The organism is Streptomyces sp. NPDC058691, assembly GCF_042714775.1.
Lineage (GTDB): Bacteria > Actinomycetota > Actinomycetes > Streptomycetales > Streptomycetaceae > Actinacidiphila.
Genome location: NZ_JBHXSO010000010.1, coordinates 38,707 through 58,113, shown reverse-complemented (window position 1 = coordinate 58,113; position 19,407 = coordinate 38,707). Strand labels below are relative to the sequence as shown.

At 71.4% G+C, this 19,407-nt stretch carries 15 protein-coding genes; 11 read left to right on the top strand and 4 right to left on the bottom strand.

Annotated features, from left to right (window positions below; genetic code table 11):
* Positions 1 to 8 precede the first annotated feature (8 nt).
* Entirely contained in the window at positions 9 to 1,331 is a 1,323-nt protein-coding gene (locus ACFWVC_RS09660) for an MFS transporter (protein ID WP_384281381.1), read from the bottom strand.
* A 287-nt stretch (positions 1,332 to 1,618) separates the two neighbouring features.
* Here ACFWVC_RS09660 and ACFWVC_RS09655 point away from each other — a divergent pair, with 287 nt between their 5' ends.
* The 8 genes from ACFWVC_RS09655 (at position 1,619) to ACFWVC_RS09620 (ending at position 12,589) form a co-directional block, all read left to right on the top strand.
* Positions 1,619 to 2,521 carry a DUF3027 domain-containing protein gene (locus ACFWVC_RS09655; protein ID WP_384281005.1) on the top strand — a complete coding sequence of 301 codons (903 nt, stop codon included), beginning with the start codon at positions 1,619 to 1,621 and terminating at the stop codon, positions 2,519 to 2,521.
* A gap of 849 nt (positions 2,522 to 3,370) precedes the next feature.
* Complete coding sequence (locus ACFWVC_RS09650; RefSeq protein ID WP_384281378.1) at positions 3,371 to 6,571, top strand: sacsin N-terminal ATP-binding-like domain-containing protein; 3,201 nt, start codon at positions 3,371 to 3,373, stop codon at positions 6,569 to 6,571.
* A 107-nt stretch (positions 6,572 to 6,678) separates the two neighbouring features.
* Complete coding sequence (locus ACFWVC_RS09645; RefSeq protein ID WP_384281002.1) at positions 6,679 to 7,455, top strand: calcium-binding protein; 777 nt, start codon at positions 6,679 to 6,681, stop codon at positions 7,453 to 7,455.
* A gap of 163 nt (positions 7,456 to 7,618) precedes the next feature.
* Entirely contained in the window at positions 7,619 to 8,482 is an 864-nt protein-coding gene (locus ACFWVC_RS09640) for a hypothetical protein (protein WP_384280999.1), read from the top strand.
* Between the two features lie 169 nt (positions 8,483 to 8,651).
* A complete protein-coding gene (locus ACFWVC_RS09635; RefSeq protein ID WP_384280997.1) occupies positions 8,652 to 9,500 on the top strand; it encodes a hypothetical protein in 849 nt (282 codons plus the stop codon).
* A gap of 231 nt (positions 9,501 to 9,731) precedes the next feature.
* Positions 9,732 to 10,511 carry a calcium-binding protein gene (locus ACFWVC_RS09630; RefSeq protein ID WP_384280993.1) on the top strand — a complete coding sequence of 260 codons (780 nt, stop codon included), beginning with the start codon at positions 9,732 to 9,734 and terminating at the stop codon, positions 10,509 to 10,511.
* A gap of 170 nt (positions 10,512 to 10,681) precedes the next feature.
* Complete coding sequence (locus ACFWVC_RS09625; RefSeq protein ID WP_384280991.1) at positions 10,682 to 11,521, top strand: calcium-binding protein; 840 nt, start codon at positions 10,682 to 10,684, stop codon at positions 11,519 to 11,521.
* A gap of 279 nt (positions 11,522 to 11,800) precedes the next feature.
* Positions 11,801 to 12,589 carry a calcium-binding protein gene (locus ACFWVC_RS09620; RefSeq protein ID WP_384280987.1) on the top strand — a complete coding sequence of 263 codons (789 nt, stop codon included), beginning with the start codon at positions 11,801 to 11,803 and terminating at the stop codon, positions 12,587 to 12,589.
* 33 nt (positions 12,590 to 12,622) lie between these two features.
* Here the strand turns inward: ACFWVC_RS09620 and ACFWVC_RS09615 are convergent, their stop codons facing one another.
* Both ACFWVC_RS09615 and ACFWVC_RS09610 read right to left on the bottom strand, forming a co-directional pair.
* Positions 12,623 to 15,016 carry an HAD-IC family P-type ATPase gene (locus tag ACFWVC_RS09615; protein WP_384280983.1) on the bottom strand — a complete coding sequence of 798 codons (2,394 nt, stop codon included), beginning with the start codon at positions 15,014 to 15,016 and terminating at the stop codon, positions 12,623 to 12,625.
* 92 nt (positions 15,017 to 15,108) lie between these two features.
* The gene (locus tag ACFWVC_RS09610; protein ID WP_384280979.1) at positions 15,109 to 15,426 is read right to left on the bottom strand and encodes a DUF2530 domain-containing protein; all 318 of its coding nucleotides are present in this window, start codon (positions 15,424 to 15,426) and stop codon (positions 15,109 to 15,111) included.
* A gap of 183 nt (positions 15,427 to 15,609) precedes the next feature.
* Between ACFWVC_RS09610 and ACFWVC_RS09605 the strand changes: the two genes are divergently transcribed.
* Positions 15,610 to 17,070, top strand: coding sequence for an NCS2 family permease (locus ACFWVC_RS09605; protein ID WP_384280975.1), 1,461 nt, complete (start codon positions 15,610 to 15,612; stop codon positions 17,068 to 17,070).
* Here ACFWVC_RS09605 and ACFWVC_RS09600 read toward each other — a convergent pair.
* Complete coding sequence (locus ACFWVC_RS09600) at positions 17,040 to 17,249, bottom strand: ribbon-helix-helix protein, CopG family (RefSeq protein ID WP_319662981.1); 210 nt, start codon at positions 17,247 to 17,249, stop codon at positions 17,040 to 17,042. The two genes, ACFWVC_RS09605 and ACFWVC_RS09600, sit on opposite strands and share 31 nt — an antisense overlap.
* A 198-nt stretch (positions 17,250 to 17,447) precedes the next feature.
* Here ACFWVC_RS09600 and ACFWVC_RS09595 point away from each other — a divergent pair, with 198 nt between their 5' ends.
* Positions 17,448 to 17,840: a MarR family winged helix-turn-helix transcriptional regulator gene (locus ACFWVC_RS09595; protein WP_384281376.1), complete on the top strand. Its 393-nt coding sequence runs from the start codon at positions 17,448 to 17,450 to the stop codon at positions 17,838 to 17,840.
* 15 nt (positions 17,841 to 17,855) lie between these two features.
* Positions 17,856 to 19,379: an MFS transporter gene (locus tag ACFWVC_RS09590; RefSeq protein ID WP_384280970.1), complete on the top strand. Its 1,524-nt coding sequence runs from the start codon at positions 17,856 to 17,858 to the stop codon at positions 19,377 to 19,379.
* Positions 19,380 to 19,407: the final 28 nt, after the last annotated feature.

Sequence of the window (19,407 nt, the reverse complement as noted above, 5' to 3'; positions counted from 1 at the left end):
CGGGCCCTTTACACCGTCCGGGGGCGCGTCGCCCGGCCGCGCGAGGCGGAGAGCAGTCCGCGGACGGAGAAGACGAAGCCGACCGCGACCAGGCAGGCCGCCACGGACATCCCCAGGGTGCCGTTGAGGGGGAGCACGATGCCGATGGCACCGCCGATCACCCACGCGAGCTGAAGGGCGGTCTCGGACCGGGCGAAGGCCGAGGTGCGCACCTCCTCGGGCACGTCGCGCTGGATCATCGCGTCCAGGGAGAGCTTGCTCAGCGCCTGGGCGACACCGGCCGCCGCCGCGACCAGCACGATGGTCAGCAGCCCGTACCGGGCCGCCGCCACGCAGGCCGCCGTCAGCGCGCCGACCAGCGCGAACATGATGATCCGCTCCGGGCCGCGGGCCCGCAGCCACGAGCCCAGAGCCGTGCCGAACGCGTTGCCCACGCCGGCGGCGACGGCCGCGACACCGAGCGAGACCGGACCGGACAGGCCGCCCAGCGGGTGGTCGCGCAGCAGGAACGCCAGGAAGAGCGTCAGGAAGCCGGACAGCGCGCGCAGCGCCGCGTTCGCCTGCAGGGCGAGCAGCACAGGACCGCCGACGCTGCCCAGGCCCGGCCGCCGCCCCTTGCCCCACGCGCGCCCCGCCTTGTCCGGGTCCGGGCCGCCGGCCGCGGCCGCCGCGCCCGCCGTGAGTTCCGCGCGGGCCTCGCCCTTGGCGGAGTCGACCTTGTGGGGGAGCGAGAAGGACAGCAGCGTGCCGCAGGCGAAGACCACGAAGGCGCCGTACAGCGGCGCGCCCGGCCCCAGCAGATGCAGCAGACCGCCGATGGGCGCGGCGACGGCCGTGGCCAGCAGCCCGGCCAGCGTCACGCGCGAGTTCGCCTTCACCAGCGTCGTACGGGCCGGCAGCAGACGCGGCACGACCGCGCTGCGCACCACCCCGTACGCCTTCGAGGCGACGAGCACCCCCAGCGCGGCCGGGTACAACTCCAGCCCCGCCGTGGCCACGACGCTCGCCATCGTCCAGGCGAGGATCGCCCGCACGAGCATCGACACCGCCATCGCCGCGCGCCGCCCGTGCGGCACCCGGTCCAGCAGCGGGCCGATGACCGGCGCGAGGAGGGCGAACGGCGCCATGGTCACCAGCAGGTAGAGCGCGACCCGCCCGCGGGCCTCGCCCGTCGGCACCGAGAAAAAGATCGTGCTGGCGAGCGCGACCGTGATCAGCATGTCGCCCGCGCTGTTCACCGCGTGCAACTCGATCAGCTTCGCCAGGCCCGACTCGCCCGCGCCCCCGGCGTGCGTGTGACGCCGGACGCGGCGCACCACGGAGCCCGACATACGCTGCGCGGCACGGCCGACAGCGGTCCCCGCCCTGCGGACCGGACCGGGGCCGGACGTCACTCTGCGTGCCACGCTCGCCAGTCTGCCCTACCGGGCGGCTTTCCGAACGGGGTGCGCACCGATAGCGTGCGATCGCGCAGAATGGAGTCAACAGGTGCGCCCGAGTCCGTTCGGGCCGGCAGCGTTGAAGCGGTCCTCGGGTCCGCTCCGCCACCGCCCGCCCGATCCTCGGCGGCGTACGCGTGAAACGGCGTAGGAGAGAATCGATTCTTGTGAGTGCTGCGATGCGAAGCCGTACCCCTGACCGCCTGTGCGCCGAGGCGATCGACGTCGCCTTCGAGGCGGCCGTCGAGGCCTTCGGCCCCGAAGCGGTCGGCGAGCACCTCGGAGCGGTGGCCGAGGGGGAGCGTGTCGTCACCCACCTCTTCGACTGCCGCGAGGCGGGCTACCGGGGCTGGCGGTGGGCGGTCACCCTCACCCGTGCCTCCCGGGCCAAGGCCGTCACGCTCGACGAGACCGTGCTGCTGCCCGGCCCGGACGCCGTCCTCGCCCCCGAATGGGTGCCGTGGAGCGAGCGCCTGCGCCCGGGCGACCTCGGCCCCGGCGACCTCCTGCCCACGGACGCGGAGGACCTGCGCCTCGAACCCGGCTTCTCTGGCGAGGACGCCCCGCCGCCGAACTCCCCCATCTCCGAGGAGATGGCCGAGCTCGTCGAGGCCGAGGACGCCGACGTCTCCGCCGGCCCGCCGGCCCAGCTGCCCATGGCGCCGAACTTCGGCACGATCGCCGCGGTCGCGGAGGAGATCGGCATGGGCCGCCCCCGTGTGCTCTCCCGCTACGGGCTGCACGTCGCCGCGGACCGCTGGGAGGACGACTACGGCCCCAAGGCCCCCATGGCTCAGTCCGCCCCCGCCCAGTGCGTCTCCTGCGGCTTCCTCGTCCCTCTCGCGGGGTCCCTCCGGCAGGCCTTCGGTGTCTGCGCCAACGAGTTCGCGCCCGCGGACGGCCGCGTGGTCTCCCTCGCGTACGGCTGCGGTGCCCACTCCGAGGCCGCGGTCATGCCGAAGACACCGCGGCCTGCGCCGCCCGTCCTGGACGAGACCGCGGTGGAGCCGCTTCCGTTGCACCCGGATCGGCAGGGCTCTGTCGAGGAGACGGCCCCCCAGGAGGAGCTGGGCCACAGCTGAACGCTGCGCTTGCGGTCCGGGTAGGTTTTTTCCCCGCCCGCCCTCCCGTGTGCCCGGCGCGGTCTGGCACCCCGGCGCCCGTTTCGTAGGGTGCCGGGTTCGGGGCCTCCGGGGCCGGCCATTCTGGACAGCACATTTTGGTGCCTCAGGCACTCTGCGTTGGTCACTCCGGGTTGTGCACCCAAATATGCTCCACAGTCCAGAACGCCCACCCTCCCCCAGCCTTCGGCCGGGGGTGCCCCCACCACCCCCGCCCCCTCGGTTTCGTCATGCGCCTGATCCCCAGTGGGGGTGTGGAGGCGGTCCGGGGTGACTGCGGTTGCCTGGATACCGCCCCATCGGCCCGCCGGGCCTGCCCCAACATTCGGCCGGGGGCCCGCTGTGGGCGCGACGTGGCGGCCGGCGCGGTGTGTGTGGGCGGTGACGGCTGGGCGGCTGATGTGCTGCCGCACCAACAGCAGCCCGCGCCATGACTGCCTTCTACCCCCCACTGGGGATCAGGCGCGAACACAACGGAGGGGGCGGGGGTGCTGGGGGTACCCCCGGCCGAAGGCTGGGGGAGGGTGGGTGTTCTGGACGGTGCGGGATATTTGCGTGCAGCATCCGGGCCGGGATGGGATGAGCAGGTGCTGGAAAGGCACGTAAATATCCCAGTCCAGAATGGCCAGCCCCGGAGGCCCCGCACCCGGCCCAGGAACCACGCGCGCCGGGGCGCCCAGACTTCACAGGGCACACGGGCGGGTGGGCGGGGGAAAAAAGACGGGGAGTCCGTGGCGGCCGAGCCACGGTAGCGTCGGGCGCACAGGCGACCTACGCGTGAGGGGAAGAGGCGACGTGAGCGGGACCGCGATGGACCGGGGCGCAGATCCGTTCGGGACGGACCGGCTGCGGCGGGCCGTGCTGGACGCGTGGGCGGCGTCGCCCGCCCGGTTCCGTGAGGACGCGAACGCGGAGGAGGACCTCGCGCTCGGCGGCTACCGGGACCGCCTCGTCGTGGAGCTGGCCCAGAACGCCGCTGACGCCGCGATCCGCGCCGGGGTGCCGGGCCGGCTGCGGCTGACGCTCCGGGAGGGCGTGCTCGCCGCCGCCAACACCGGTGCCCATCTCGACGCCGTCGGCGTGGAGTCCCTGTCGACGCTGCGCGCCAGCGCCAAGCGCGAGGCCGGCGACGCCGGAGCCGTCGTCGGCCGCTTCGGCGTCGGGTTCTCCGCCGTGCTCGCGGTCAGCGACGAGCCCGCGATCCTCAGCCGCACCGGCGGCGTCCGCTGGTCGCTGGCCGAGGCCCGCGACCTGGCGAACGAGACCGGCGGACGCTCCCCCGGCCTCACCGACGAGCTGCGCCGCCGCGACGGCCACGTACCGGTGCTGCGGCTCCCGCTGCCCGCCGAGGGCACCGCCCCGGACGGCTACGACACCGTCGTGGTGCTGCCGCTGCGCGACGGCGCCGCCGCCGACCTGGCCGGCCGGCTGCTCGCCTCGATCGACGACGCGCTGCTGCTGACCCTCCCCGGCCTCGCCGAGGTCGTCGTGGAGACGCAGGAGGGCGTGCGGACGCTGACCCGCCGCACGGACGACGGCCTCACCGTGATCGAGGACAGTGCGAACGGTACGACGCGCTGGCGCACCGTCACCGACGCCGGCGCCCTGGACCAGGCGCTGCTGGCCGACCGGCCCGTCGAGGAGCGGCTGCGCCCGGTGTGGTCGGTGACCTGGGCCGTGCCCGTCGGAGCCGAGGGCGAGCCGGAACGGCCGCGCACGGCGCCGTTCGTGCACGCGCCGACGCCCACGGACGAGCCGCTGGGCCTGCCCGCGCTGCTGATCGCCTCGCTCCCGCTGGACCCGACCCGGCGGCACGCCGCGCCGGGCCCGCTGACCGCGTTCCTGGTGGGCCGGGCCGCCGAGGCGCTGGTGCGGCTGCTCGCCGACTGGCGACCGGTCGGCCCGGGCATCGTGGACCTCGTGCCCGGCCCGCTCGGCAAGGGCGAGCTGGACGCGGAGCTGCGCCGCCGGGTGCTGGAACTGCTGCCCCGTACCGCCTTCCTGCCGCGCGCGGCGGACGTGCCCGCGGGTCCGGACGAGGAGGACGCCCTGCCGGCCGCGCTGCGCCCGGTGGAGGCCGAGGTCGTCGAGGGCGCGGGGGCGGAGACCGTCCGCGTGCTGGCCGAGGTCTTCCCGACGCTGCTGCCGCCCGGCCTGGAGCGCCGCCCCGAGCTGCGGGTGCTCGGTGTGGCGCGGCTGCCGCTGGGCGACGCCATCGACCGCCTCGGCGGGGTGGAACGGCCCGCGCCCTGGTGGCGGCGGCTCTACGACTCGCTGGCCGGCACCGACCCGGACCGCCTCAGCGGCCTGCCGGTGCCGGTGGTGAGCGCAGCGAGATGGGGGTCCCCCCGGACGGAGTCTGGGGGAGGGCGTACGGTCGTCGGCCCCCGCCAGGTGCTGCTGCCGCTGCCCGAGATGGACAGCGTGTACGGCGACGGGGACCAGGCCGCGGCCGGCACCGCCCTGCCCGCGGCCTCCGAGCTGGCCCGGCTGGGCCTGAAGGTGGCCGACCCGGACGCCACGCACCCGTTGCTGGAGAAGCTCGGCGCCACCCCGGCGACCCCCCGGGCCGTCCTGACGACCCCTCAGGTCCGGGCCGCGGTCGCCGGCTCCCTGGAGGCCGACGAGGTCTGGGACGACAACGCCCTGGACCCCGAGGAGTTGGCCGAGGTCGTCCTCGGCCTCGTCCGCGCCGCGAACCTCGCGCCCGGTGACGAGCCGTGGCTGGCGGCGCTCGCCCTCACGGACGACGAGGGCGAACTCGCCCCCGCCGGCGAGCTCGTTCTGCCCGGCAGCCCCTTCGAGCAGGTCATCCGCGAGGGTGAACTTGGCGCCGTGGACGCGGATCTGGCCTCCCGCTGGGGCGAGCAGCCGCTGACCGCGGTCGGCGTGCTGGCCACCTTCGCCCTGGTCCGCGCCACCGACGTGGTGCTCGACCCGGACGAGCTGGAGCCCCGGGAGAGCGACTGGGCCGAGCCGGACGACGCCGGCCTGCTCGACGCGGTCGACGTGTGGTGCGAGGACGTCCTCGACCAGCTGCCCGACACCGACGTGCCGCCGGTCGCCACCGAGATCGTCGCCGTCCGCGACCTCGACCTCGTCGACGACGACGCCTGGCCGCAGGCGCTCGCCATGCTCTCCGTGCCGCCGCTGCGCGACGCGATCACCCAGCCGGTGCGGGTGCTGCTGCCCGACGGCACGACGGAGTCCGTGAGCCCGTACACGGCCTGGTGGCTGCGCGACCACCCGGTCCTCGACGGCCGGCGCCCGGTCGGTCTGCGCGCCACGGGCAGCGACCCGCTGCTCACCGGGCTCTACGACGAGGCCGAGGCAGGCGCCGTCGACGACCAGGTGCTGCGCGCCCTCGGCGTACGGACCTCGGCCGCCGCCCTGCTCGACGAACCCGGCGGCGCGGCCGAACTGCTCGCCCGGCTCGCCGACCCGGGCCGTACCGTCACCCCGGCCCAGCTGCACCGTCTCTACTCGGAGCTGGCCGCCCTCGACCCCGAACAGGTGACGCTGCCCGAGGACCTGCGTGCCGTCGTCGACAGCCGGTACCCGGAGATCGTCGATGCCCCCGACGCCCTCGTCGCCGACGCCCCCGACCTGCTGCCGCTCGCCGCGGGCCACCCCCTGCTGCCCGTGCCGCCGGTGCGCGCCGCCGCCCTCGCCGAGCTGTTCCAGGTGCGCCGGCTCAGCGAGGCCTTCGCCGCCCCCGTCGTCTCCGAGGGCGAGCCCCACGACGTCGCCGAAGCGGTGCGCGAGCTGCTGCCCGGCGCCCCTCTCACGTACATCGAGCACGGGGAACTCCTCGTCGAGGGCCACGACGGCGCCCACGTCGAACTCGACTGGCGCTGGATCGACGGCACCCTGCACGCCGCCACCCTCGAAGGCGTCGCGGCCGGCCTGGCCTGGGCGGCCGGGGCCTGGCAGCGGCGCTTCGAGGTCGCCGCGCTGCTGGAGGACGAGACCCGCACGGAGGAGCTGGCACGCGACCGCTGGTTTGACTGATCCTTTATCAGCGCATTCCCTGCGGTAAATCGCACGTGTATACACTGCGATCGCCATTCTCGGCTCTCACCTGGGGCTAGGCCCCTCGTTCCACAGTGTGGGGACACATGCGTATACGTACCGCCGCCGTCGTGCTGGGCACGGCTGTGGCTTTCTCGGCCCTCGCTGTACCGGCGGCCACCGCCGACACGGCCAGCCCGGCCACGATCGGCAAGGTCGTCATCAACGGCGGCAAGCCCGTCGTCCTGGGGACGACCACCTCGACCTTCACCGCCTCGCTCACGGCGAGCGACGACTCCGGGATCGACCTCGCGGGTGTCGCTTTCCTGCACCGCGGCACGAGTGACGAACTCGACTCCACGGACGCCGACCCGGTGTGCAAGACCGTGAGCGCCACGACCTCCACGTGCACCGTCACGTTCAAGGTCAACGCGAAGAGCAACATCGGCAACAGCGCCGCCGCCGGCACCTGGTCCGCCTTCGGCGTGGTGATCCCGAACGACTTCGACGCGGACACCGAAGCGGGCATCGTCACCAAGGACAACGTCGGCACCGTCAAGGTGCTGCGTGCCGCCAAGCTCACGGCCAACGCCACGCCGGAGCCGGTGAAGAAGGGTGCGACCATCACGGTCACCGGTGCCCTGTCCCGCGTCGACTGGAAGACGGCCAAGTACGCCGGCTACGGCAGCCAGAAGGTCGCGCTGCAGTTCCGCAAGGCGGGCACGACGAACTACGTGAACGTCAAGGGCATCACGGCCGGCAGCACGGGTTCGCTGAAGACCACGGTCAAGGCGGCCCAGGACGGTTACTACCGCTTCGTGTACGCCGGCTCCGCCACCACCGGCGCGGTCTCCGCCACCGGTGACTACGTCGACGTCAAGTAGCAGTCGGCGCACAGACAGCACAGCACGTGCGGCCGGACCCTGGGAACGGGGTCCGGCCGCACATGTGTTCAGCGGCTCGCGTACGCTGCCCGCACCATTCACGATTCCGGCCGGGGGGAGACGCGGCGGGGTCACATCCATGTGGGGACTCACACCTATGCGTATGCGCGCCATCGTCGCCGCCGTCAGCGGCGCCGTCGTGCTCTCGGCCCTCGCCCTTCCGGCCGCCGCCCAGGCCGACGCGCGGACGGGCGGGAGGACTGTCACCGGCTTCACCGGCTTCACCGGTTTCACCGCCAAGAGTGTCGGGGCCCTGGACGCGGGCGGGATCGACACCATCTCGCGCGGAGTCGTCAACGGCGGCAAGGACATCGTCCTCGGCACCACCACCAAGAAGACGGTCGGCATCACCTACACCGTCACCAGCCCGTCCGGTTTCACCACCTCCTGGGCCGCGCTGTGGCAGGGCACCGACTCCAGCACCGCAGGGGCCATCACGGGCGCCCTCGGCGCGCCCACGGACTCGACCTGCGTCGCCACGGCCGCCGACCCGACCGTTCACACCTGCAAGGCGACGCTTCCGATCGACACCTATGTGGACATGTTCCACAATGGCGCCGCCGGTACGTGGAAGCTGCTCGTCCTCACGTACGACGCCACCGGTGAGGTCCAGTCCTTCAACGACACCGTCGGCACGATCAAGATCAAGCGTGCCGCGAAGCTGACGGCCAACGCCGCCCCCGAGCCGGTGAAGAAGGGCGCGACCATCACGGTCACCGGCTCGCTGACCCGCGCCGACTGGAACTCCGCGAAGTACGCCGGCTACGGCAGCCAGAAGGTCGCGCTGCAGTTCCGCAAGGCGGGCACGACGAACTACGTGAACGTCAAGGGCATCACGGCCACCAGCAAGGGCGCGCTGAAGACCACGGTCAAGGCCGCCCAGGACGGCTACTACCGCTTCACGTACGCCGGCAGCGCCACCACCGGCCCGGTCTCCGCCACCGGCGACTACGTCGACGTCAAGTAGCCCTCCCGGGCGCGCGGTTGGCCCCGGAGGCGGGGCCGGCCGCGAGCCCGTACGCCACACGAACGCGTTTCCGAACCATGCGCATCGCGCGTACCATGCCCTCACCATTCACGATTCCCGCCGGGGGGAGACGCGGCGGGAATTCCATCCACATGGGGGAGTCATACCTATGCGTACCCGCACCGTCGTCGCCGCCGTCAGCGGCGCCGCCATGCTCTCCGCCCTCGCCCTTCCGGCCGTCGCCCAGGCCGACGTGCGGACGAGCGGGCGGACCATCACCGGCTCCACGTCGAAGTCCCACGTCCGGGCTCTGGACGAGGTGGGCGAGGACGTCATCTCGCACGGAGTCGTCAACGGCGGCAAGGACATCGTCCTCGGCACCACGACCAAGGCCTCGGTCGGCATCACCTACACCGTCACGAGCCCGAACGGTTTCGCGGGCTCCTGGGTCGCCTTGTGGCAGGGCACCGCGGTCACCGAGACGGGCATCAAGGGCGAGCTCGACGCGCCCTCGGACTCGGTCTGCACCGCCACGTCCACCGCGACCGTCTACACCTGCAAGGCCACCCTCCCGATCGACGCCTACAAGGACATGTACAAGAACGGCGCGGCCGGCACCTGGAAGCTGATCGCCTTCACGTTCGACTCCGACGGCGTCGCCAAGGCCTACAACGACACCGCCGACACCGTCAAGATCAAGCACATCGCCAAGGTGACGGTGAACGCCACCCCGGAGCCGGTGAAGAAGGGCGCGACCATCACGGTCGCCGGCGCCCTGACCGTGGCGAACTGGACGACGCACAAGTACGCCGGCTACGGCAAGCAGAAGGTCGCGCTCCAGTTCCGCAAGGCGGGCACGACGAGCTACGTGAACGTCAAGGGCATCACGGCCGGCAGCACGGGCTCGCTGAAGACCACGGTCAAGGCGGCCCAGGACGGCTACTTCCGCTTCAACTTCGCGGGTTCGCCCACCGCCGGCCCCGCCGCCGTCGCCGGTGACTACGTCGACGTGAAGTAACCCTCTTCGCGCGCCCGGCCGGCCCCGGAGACGGGACCGGCCGGGCGTGTATGTATGTCCCACGAATGTATTTCCGAACCACGTGCAACGCGCGTACGATTTCACCACCATTCATGATTCCCGCCGGGGGGAAACGCGGCGGGGGTCACATCGACATGGGGGCTCTCACACATGCGCATTCGTGCCACAGTGGCCGCTGTTACCGGCGCCCTGGCTCTCTCCGCTCTTGCCGTGCCGGCCGCACACGCCGACGGCAAGGCACACGGTTTTTCCCTCCCGTCCTTCGCCAAGTCCTTCGCCAAGGGGACGGCCACCCCGGCGGACGAGTCGGAGGGTGACACCACCATCTCCAGCGTCGTCGTCAACGCCGGCAAGCCCGTCGTGCTCGGCACGACCAGCAAGCTGACCGTCAAGGTCACGCTGACCGCCAGCGACCCGTCGGGCATCTACGACGCCGACGCCTTTCTCTACCACGGCACGTACCCCGACAACGTCGACGGCGCGGCGACGTCCACCAAGACGTGTGGCCTGCAGAACGTCGCGAAGTACACCTGCACGCTGAGCTACACCTTCACGTCCCAGGACACCGTCTACAAGAACGGTCTGGCGGGCACCTGGAAGGTCGCCGCGTACGCGGTCGGCCAGGACGGCGACTTCGTCGAGAACGACGCGATCAAGACCTTCAAGGTGCTGCGCACCTCGAAGCTGACGGTCAACGCCACGCCGGAGCCGGTGAAGAAGGGCGCGACGATCACCATCGCCGGTGCCCTGACCGTCGCCAACTGGGACACCCTGAAGTACGGCGGGTACGCCAAGCAGAAGGTGGCCCTGCAGTTCCGCAAGGCGGGCACGACCAACTACGTGAACGTCAAGGGCATCACGTCCACCAGCACGGGCTCGCTGAAGACCACGGTCAAGGCGGCTCAGGACGGTTACTTCCGCTTCAACTTCGTGGGTTCGCCGACCGCCGCCGCCGTCGCCGTCGCCGGTGACTACGTCGACGTGAAGTAACCCTCTTCGCGCGCCCGGCCGGTCCCGGAGACGGGGCCGGCCGGGCGCGTGTGTACGTCCCACGAATGTGTTTCCGAACCACGTGCAACGTGCGTACGATTTCTCCACCATTCATGATTCCCGCCGGGGGGAAACGCGGCGGGGTCACATCGATGTGGGGGCTCATACACATGCGCATTCGCGCCACAGTGGCCGCTGTTACCGGCGCCCTGGCTCTCTCCGCTCTGGCCGTGCCGGCCGCGCACGCCGACGGCAAGGCGCACGGTTTTTCCGTCCCGTCCTTCGCCAAGTCCTTCGCCAAGGCGACGGCCACCCCGGCCGACGAGTCGGAGGGTGACACCACCATCTCCAGCGTCGTCGTCAACGCCGGCAAGCCCGTCGTGCTCGGCACGACCAGCAAGCTGACCGTCAAGGTCACGCTGACCGCCAGCGACCCCTCGGGCATCCACAGCGCCGACGCCTTTCTCTACCACGGCACGTACCCCGACAACTACAACGGTGCGCAGGCGTCCACCAAGACGTGTGGCCCGCAGAAGACCGCGAAGTACACCTGCACGCTGAGCTACCACTTCACGTCGCAGAACACCGTCTACAGCAACGGTCTGGCGGGTACCTGGAAGGTCGCCGCGTACGCGGTCGGTAAGGACGGCGATTTCGTCGAGAAGGACGCGATCAAGACCTTCAAGGTGCTGCGCACCTCGAAGCTGACGGTCAACGCCGCCCCGGAGCCGGTGAAGAAGGGCGCGACCATCACGGTTACCGGCTCGTTGACCCGCGCCGACTGGAACACCTCGAAGTACGCCGGCTATGGCAGCCAGAAGGTCGCGCTGCAGTTCCGCAAGGCGGGCACGACCAACTACGTGAACGTCAAGGGCATCACGTCGAGCAAGACGGGCGCGCTGAAGACCACGGTCAAGGCGGCCCAGGACGGTTACTACCGCTTCACGTACGCCGGTTCGCCGAACGCCGCGACGGTCTCCGCCACCGGTGACTACGTCGACGTGAAGTAACCCCGCACCACGTATCACCACGGCAGCCGGACTCCCGCATCGCGGGGTCCGGCTGTCGCGCGTGCGGGGGCGGGGCGGGGACGCCGTAGATGAACGGCGGGCGCGGCCGCGCGACACGATCAGTGACCATGTCAACGTCCTGCAACAGCCGTTCGACCGGCGGGCGACGGTCGGGCCGGAACCCTCGGTACCGCGGGAAAGCGCGTGCACATTGGTCACGACGGCAACGTCACCCGCCGGGGGGAAACGCGGCGGGACCGTATCGATGTGGGGGTAATCATGCACATGCGCATCCGCTCGGCCGCGGCCGTCGCTGTCGGCGCCCTGGCTCTGTCCGCTCTCGCCATGCCGGCCGTTCAGGCCGCTCCGGCCGACGATGTACAGGGCGACACCCAGATATCCAACGTGATCGTCAATGGCGGCAAGTCCATTGTGGTCAACTCATCGGGCAAGGCGTCCGTGACCGTCAAGCTCACGGCCTATGACCCGAACGGCATCAGCGACGCCGGCGGGATCCTCTACCACGGCAAGGACGTCAACCACGACGACTGGGGTGTGTCGCTGCCCAGTTGCGGTGCGCACGCCGTCACCACCTACACCTGCACCCTGGTGCTGAAGAGCACCTCGGACTACCGGCACTTCGGCGTGAGCAAGAACTCGCAGGCAGGCACCTGGAAGATGTGGGCCTACGCGCTCGGCGCCGACGGCGATTACAGGTTCAGGGACCCCGCCGCGACCTTCAAGGTGCTGCGGGCCACGAAGCTGACCGCCAACGCCACGCCGGAGCCGGTGAAGAAGGGCAAGACGATCACCGTCAGCGGCTCCCTGACCCTGGCGAACTGGGAATCGCACAAGTATATCGGCTACGGCAGCCAGAAGATCGCCCTGCAGTTCCGCAAGGCGGGCACCACCAAGTACGTGAACGTCAAGGGCATCACGTCGAGCAAGACGGGCTCGCTGAAGACCACGGTCAAGGCGGCCCAGGACGGCTACTACCGCTTCAACTTCGTGGGCTCGCCCACCGGCGCCGCGGTGGCCGCCACCGGAGACTACGTCGACGTCAAGTGACCGGCTGACAACGGTGTCCCGGGCGGGCGCGCCTCAGGCGTCCGTCCGGGACACCCGGCGCCATACGACTTCCAGCACCGCCGACGCCGCGACGGCCACGCCGACGGCGGTCCAGGGGGCCTGGGTGCCGACGAGGCGGAGGGCGAAGAAGTCCTGGAGCCAGGGGACGGCCAGGACGACGAGGAAGCCCGCGCCCATGGCGAGGACCAGGGCGATCCGCCACCAGGTGTAGGGGCGGGCGACGATCGCCAGCACCCACATGGCGACGAGGAAGAGCGTCAGCGTGGCGGCGCTGGTCTCGGCGTCGAGCGCTCCCGCCCCCTGGTAGTGGTGCCGGGCGAGCATGTACGTCACGAAGGTGGCGATGCCCGCGATCACCCCGGCGGGCAGCGAGTACCGCATCACCCGCCGCACGAACTGCGGCTTGGCCCGCTCCTTGTTGGGGGCCAGGGCCAGGAAGAAGGCGGGCACGCCGATGGTCAGGGTGGACAGCAAGGTCAGGTGCCGGGGGAGGAACGGGTACGGCGCGTGCCAGATGACCACCAGCAGGGCGAGCAGCACCGAGTACACGGTCTTGGTGAGGAACAGCGTCGCCACGCGCGTGATGTTGCCGATGACGCGGCGGCCCTCGGCGACGACCGAGGGCAGGGTCGCGAAGCTGTTGTTCAGCAGCACGATCTGCGCGACGGCCCGGGTGGCCTCGGAGCCGGACCCCATGGCGACGCCGATGTCGGCGTCCTTGAGCGCGAGCACGTCGTTGACCCCGTCGCCGGTCATCGCGACGTTGTGGCCGCGTGACTGGAGCGCCGCCACCATGTCCCGCTTCTGCTGCGGCGTGACGCGGCCGAAGACCGTGCCGCGGTCGAGGACGGCCGCCATCTCGCCGCGGTCGGCCGGCAGCCGGCGGGCGTCCACCGGGGCCTGGGCGCCGGGCAGGCCCAGCTTGCCGGCGACCGCGCCGACCGAGACCGCGTTGTCTCCGGAGATGACCTTGGCCTGCACCTGCTGCTCGGCGAAGTAGCGCAGCGTCTCCGCGGCGTCGGGGCGCAGCCGCTGCTCCAGCACGACCAGCGCGGCCGGGGTGACGGAGGCGGCGACCGCGGGGTCGGCCAGCCCCTTGCGGGCGCGGGCGAGCAGCAGGACGCGCAGTCCCTGGGCGTTGAGGTCGTCGATCTCGGCGAGGGCGCGGTCTCCGCCGGGGAGCAGCACGTCGGGGGCGCCGAGCAGCCAGGTGCTGCTGTCCCCGTCGGGTTCGGTGAAGGCGGCGCCGCTGTACTTGCGGGCGGAGGAGAACGGCAGCGCCTCCGTGACGTGCCAGCCGTCGCCCGGGACGGGGAAGGCCTCGGCCACGGCGGCGAGCGTCGGGTTGGGCCGCGGGTCGGAGGCGCTGACCGCGCCGAGCACCTGCCGTACGTAGGGCTCGGGGAGGCCGTCCAGCATGCGCAGCGCGGAGACGTCCATGCCGCCCTCGGTGAGCGTGCCGGTCTTGTCCAGGCACACCACGTCGACCCGGGCGAGGCCCTCGATGGCGGGCAGTTCCTGCACCAGGCACTGCTTGCGGCCCAGCCGGACGACCCCGATCGCGAAGGCCACGGAGGTCAGCAGCACCAGCCCCTCGGGGACCATCGGCACGATGCCGCCGACCATGCGGCGGACGGCCTCGCGCCAGTCGTCGCCCTCCAGCACCAGCTGGCTGACGATGAGGCCGATCGCGGTCGGGACCATCATCCAGGTCACGTACTTGAGGATCTGGCTGATGCCGCTGCGCAGTTCGGAGTGGACGAGGGTGAACCGGCTGGCCTCCTCGGCCAGTTGCGCGGCGTAGGCCTCGCGGCCGACCTTGGTGGCGGTGAAGGCGCCGCCGCCGGCGACGACGAAGCTGCCGGACATCACCGGGTCGCCGGGGTGCTTGACCACCGGATCGGCCTCGCCGGTGAGCAGGGACTCGTCGACCTCCAGGTTCTCGGCCTCGGCGACCTCGCCGTCGACCACCACCTTGTCGCCGGGCCCGAGCTCCACCAGGTCGCCGAGGACGATCCCGGAAGGGGGGACGCGCGTCGTGGCGCCGTCCCGGCGGACCACCGGTCTGGCCTCGCCGATGACGGCCAGGCCGTCCAGGGTTTTCTTGGCGCGCCATTCCTGGAAGATGCCGATGCCGGTGTTGGCGATGATCACGAAGCCGAAGAGCCCGTCCTGGATGGGGCCGACCACCAGGATGATCAGGAAGAGCACGCCGATGATGGCGTTGAAGCGCGTGAAGATGTTCGACCGCACGATTTCGGCCAGCGAGCGCGAGGACGTCGCGGGGACGTCGTTGACCTCGCCCCGTGCCACCCGCTCCGCGACCTCGGCCGCCGTCAGCCCCCGCAGTGCCGGCGGCACGGCGCCGGCCGTGTCCCGCGGCTGAGTCCCCATGCGGTCAGTCATGAGTTCGACGGTACGTGCGGATCGCCGCGGACGCGTCGTGAGCCCCCCGTCTCCGGGGAGTCTCGGGGTGGGCGTACGCCCGGGGAAGGAGCTCAGGCGTGCTCGGCGTGCTCCGGCTCGCCTGCCTGCTCGGCGGCCCGGGCCCGGGCGATCGCGTCGCGGCGGGCGCGGACGTACCAGAGGCCGATCAGCCCGAGGCCGCCGCCGGCCAGGCAGGTCCAGATGATCCAGGCGTGCCCGTGGTCGGCGTACCAGCCGTAGAAGGGCAGCTGGACGACGAAGAGCGCGAACCAGACGACGGTGCCGACCGTGACGGTCGCGACGTCGTTGGCCTCCAACGGCGCCGGTGCCTCGCGCAACGGTGTCGCCGCTGTGCGGGATGTCTCGGCACGGTTCTCGCTGCTGCTCATACCGCACAGCCTACTCATGTCCGCCAGGGGGTCTACGCGCGGAGATAGCGTTTGGTTGGTTCATATGTTCATACTGAATCCATCTGCGCATGACCTGATTCATTCGTAGGAACATCCAAAGCAAGCCGCTCTGCTCTCTCTCCCATGCCTCCACGCCCCCACGCCCCCCACGCAAGGACCCGCATGTCCCCGTCGACCACCGCCAAGGTCGTGCCCAGTTCCCCGCCCCCGCCTCCGGCGACCGCCCACGGCGCGCTCGACCGGTTCTTCCGGATCTCCGAGCGGGGGTCGTCGATCCCCCGCGAGATCCGCGGCGGACTGGCCACCTTCTTCGCGATGGCCTACATCATCGTCCTGAACCCGATCATCCTCAGTTCGGGCGTGGACAAGTACGGCCACCACCTCGACAACGGCCAGCTCGTCACGGCCACCGTCCTGACCGCCGCGTTCACCACGCTCCTGATGGGCGTCATCGGCAATGTGCCGATCGCGCTCGCGGCCGGCCTCGGTGTGAACACCATCGTCGCGCTGCAGCTCGCGCCGCGGATGAGCTGGCCGGACGCCATGGGCATGGTCGTGCTCGCAGGTCTGGCGATCATGGTGCTGGTCGCCACCGGCCTGCGGGAGCGGGTCATGAGCGCGGTCCCGCTGGGGCTGCGCAAGGCGATCGCCATCGGCATCGGCCTGTTCATCGTGCTGATCGGCCTGGTCGACTCCGGTTTCGTGAGCCGGATCCCGGACGTCGCGCACACCACCGTGCCGCTGCAGCTCGGCGGCAACGGGCATCTGCTCGGCTGGCCGGTGCTGATCTTCATCCTCGGCGTGCTGCTCACGCTGGCGCTGCTCGCCCGCAAGGTGCCCGGCGCGATCCTCATCAGCATCGTGGCGATGACCGTGCTCGCGCTGATCGTGGACGCGGTCGCGGGCATCAAGCCGGGTGCGTGGGGCCTGACCGTGCCGCACTGGCCGGGCAACCCCGTGTCGACCCCCGACTTCGGGCTGCTCGGCAAGGTGAGCCTGTTCGGCGGCTTCGGTGAGGTCGGCGTCGTCACCGGCCTGCTCTTCGTCTTCACCGTGCTGCTGAGCTGCTTCTTCGACGCGATGGGCACCATCCTCGGCGTGAGCGACGAGGCGCACCTGCTGGACGAGAAGGGCGACCTGCCCGGGATGAGCAAGGTGCTGATGGTCGACGGCATCGCGACCGCCGCCGGCGGTCTGACCTCCTGCTCGGCCAACACCTGCTACGCGGAGTCCACCGCTGGCGCCGGCGAGGGCGCGCGCACCGGGCTCGCGTCTGTCGTCACCGGACTGCTCTTCGTGGTGGCGCTGTTCCTCACACCGCTGGCCACCATGGTCCCGGCCCAGGCGGCGACCCCAGCGCTGGTGGCGGTGGGCTTCCTGATCATGGCCGGTGCCGTCCGGGACATCGACTGGAGCGACTTCACGATCGCCGTCCCGGCGTTCCTGACGATGCTGCTGATGCCCTTCACCTACTCGATCACCAACGGCATCGGCATCGGCTTCATCACCTTCTGCCTGCTGCGGCTGGCGACGGGGCGCGGCCGTGAGGTGCCGGTGGCGCTGTACGTGGTGGCCGGTGTCTTCGTCTTCTACTACCTGATGCCGGCGCTGGGGCTGGCGTAGCCCTCGGCGTAGAACTGCTCGGTCTCATCGACGGAGGCCTTCAGCCGTTCGTCGAAGTCGTCGCGAATGAGCGTCCGGACTATGTAGTCCTGGACGCTCATTCCGCGTTTCGCGGCGTGAGCCTGGAGACGGTCCAGCAGGTCCCCGTCTATGCGCATGCTGAGCACTCTCGAAGCCATGGGGCCAGGGTCCGCGCCGATCGGTCGTGCGTGCGTCGATTTCGGGTCGGAACTCACCCGGATGGGTGAGTTCGCTCACGAATGCGTTTGGCGCGGGCGCCGCGTTTTCCTTAGCATAAGTAATGAGCTAGACTAAGTAACGTGAGTGAACTGTCCGAGGACGACCGCACAGCGGTGAACACGCTGCGCGGCGCCGTGATGCGGCTGTCCCGTCGTCTGCGCCACCAGAGAGTCGACGAGTCGCTGAGCCCTACGGAGATGGCGGTGCTGGCCACCCTGGCCCGTTGCGGCTCCGCCACACCGGGGGAGCTGGCCCGCAAGGAGCACGTCCAGCCGCCGTCGATGACCCGGATCGTCGCCATGCTCGAGTCCAAGGGCCTCGTCCACCGGGACCCCCATCCGGACGACCGCCGCCAGGTCGTCGTCCGGCAGACGGAGGCGGCCGAGGCGATGCTCGAGGAGAGCCGGGCCAAGCGCAACGCCTTCCTCGCGGAGCTCGTCGAGGGGCTCGACGACGACGAGCGCGCCGTGCTCCGGGCCGCGGCCCCCGTCCTGGAGAAGCTCGCTCACTCCGACATCAGCCCTCGATGAGGAGGCGAAACCCGATTGAGTTCGGCAGCCGCATCTGACGCCGCACCCGAACCGACCACCCCCGACCCCGCCGCACCGCCGGCCCGGGCGGCCGAACCCGGCGGCTCCGCCGGCCCGGCCGGTCCCACAGAGCCCGCCGAGCCTGCCGAGTCCGCGGATCCCGCCGATCTGGCGAACCCGGCGGGCGCCGACACCGCCGCGGGCGCCGCCGAGGCGTCCCGCGTCGCCGGCCCGCCGGCCGCCTCCAGCGGGGGCACCTTCAGCTCGCTGCGCAACCGCAACTACCGGCTCTTCGCCTCGGGCGCGCTGATCTCCAACACCGGGACGTGGATGTCCCGCATCGCGCAGGACTGGCTCGTGCTGAGCCTGACCGGCTCCTCCTTCGCCGTGGGCATCACCACCGCGCTGCAGTTCCTGCCGATGCTGCTGTTCGGGCTCTACGGCGGCGTGATCGCGGACCGCTACCCCAAGCGCCGGATCCTGCTGGTCACCCAGGTGGTCATGGGCGCGCTCGGGCTGCTGCTGGCGGTGCTCACGCTCTCCGGCGAGGTACAGGTGTGGCACGTCTACGCGATCGCCTTCGGCCTCGGCATGGTGACCGTGGTCGACAACCCGGCACGGCAGGCCTTCGTGGTGGAGATGGTCGGCCCGGCCGACGTGCGCAACGCCGTCTCGCTGAACTCCGCGAACTTCCAGAGCGCCCGGCTCGTCGGCCCCGCCGTCGCCGGCGCGCTGATCACCGCGGTCGGCAGCGGATGGGCCTTCCTCTTCAACGGCCTGTCCTTCCTGGCGCCGCTCGCCGGACTGCTGCTGATGCGCGACTCCGACCTGTACGCCGTGCCCACCGCCCCGCGCGGCAAGGGCCAGCTGCGCGAGGGCCTGCGGTACGTGGCCGGACGGCCCGATCTGATCTGGCCCATCGTGCTGGTCGGCTTCATCGGCACCTTCGCGTACAACTTCCCGATCTGGCTGACCGCCTTCGCCGACCACGTCTTCCACGGCGACGCGGGGATGTACGGCCTGTTCAACTCCGTGCTCGCGGCCGGCTCCGTCGTCGGCGCGCTGCTGGCCGCCCGCCGCGGCAGCACGCCGCTGCGGCTGCTGGTGGGTGCCGCGTTCGGCTTCGGCGTGCTGGAGATGGCGGCGGCGCTGGCGCCCGCGTACTGGGTGTTCCTGGTGCTCATGCTGCCGATCGGCATGTTCGGGCTGACGTTCAACACCACCGCCAACGCCAGCGTGCAGCTCGCGACGGACCCGGCCATGCGCGGCCGCGTCATGAGCCTGTTCATGATGGTCTTCGTCGGCGGCACCCCCCTCGGCGGGCCGCTCGTCGGGTGGGTGACCGACCAGTTCGGCGCGAGGATCGGCTTCCTGTCCGGCGGCCTGGTCGCGGCCGTGGCGGCGGCCTCCGTGGGCCTGTTCCTCGCCCGGCTGGGCGGGCTACGGCTCAAGATCGACCTGCACCGCGGCAAGGACCGCAAGCTCGTCGAGTTCGTACCCCGGAAGTCGGAGCCGGAGTCGGAGTCGGTGCCCGCCTGAGCGCGGCGCCGGGCTCCGTGCGCGGTGC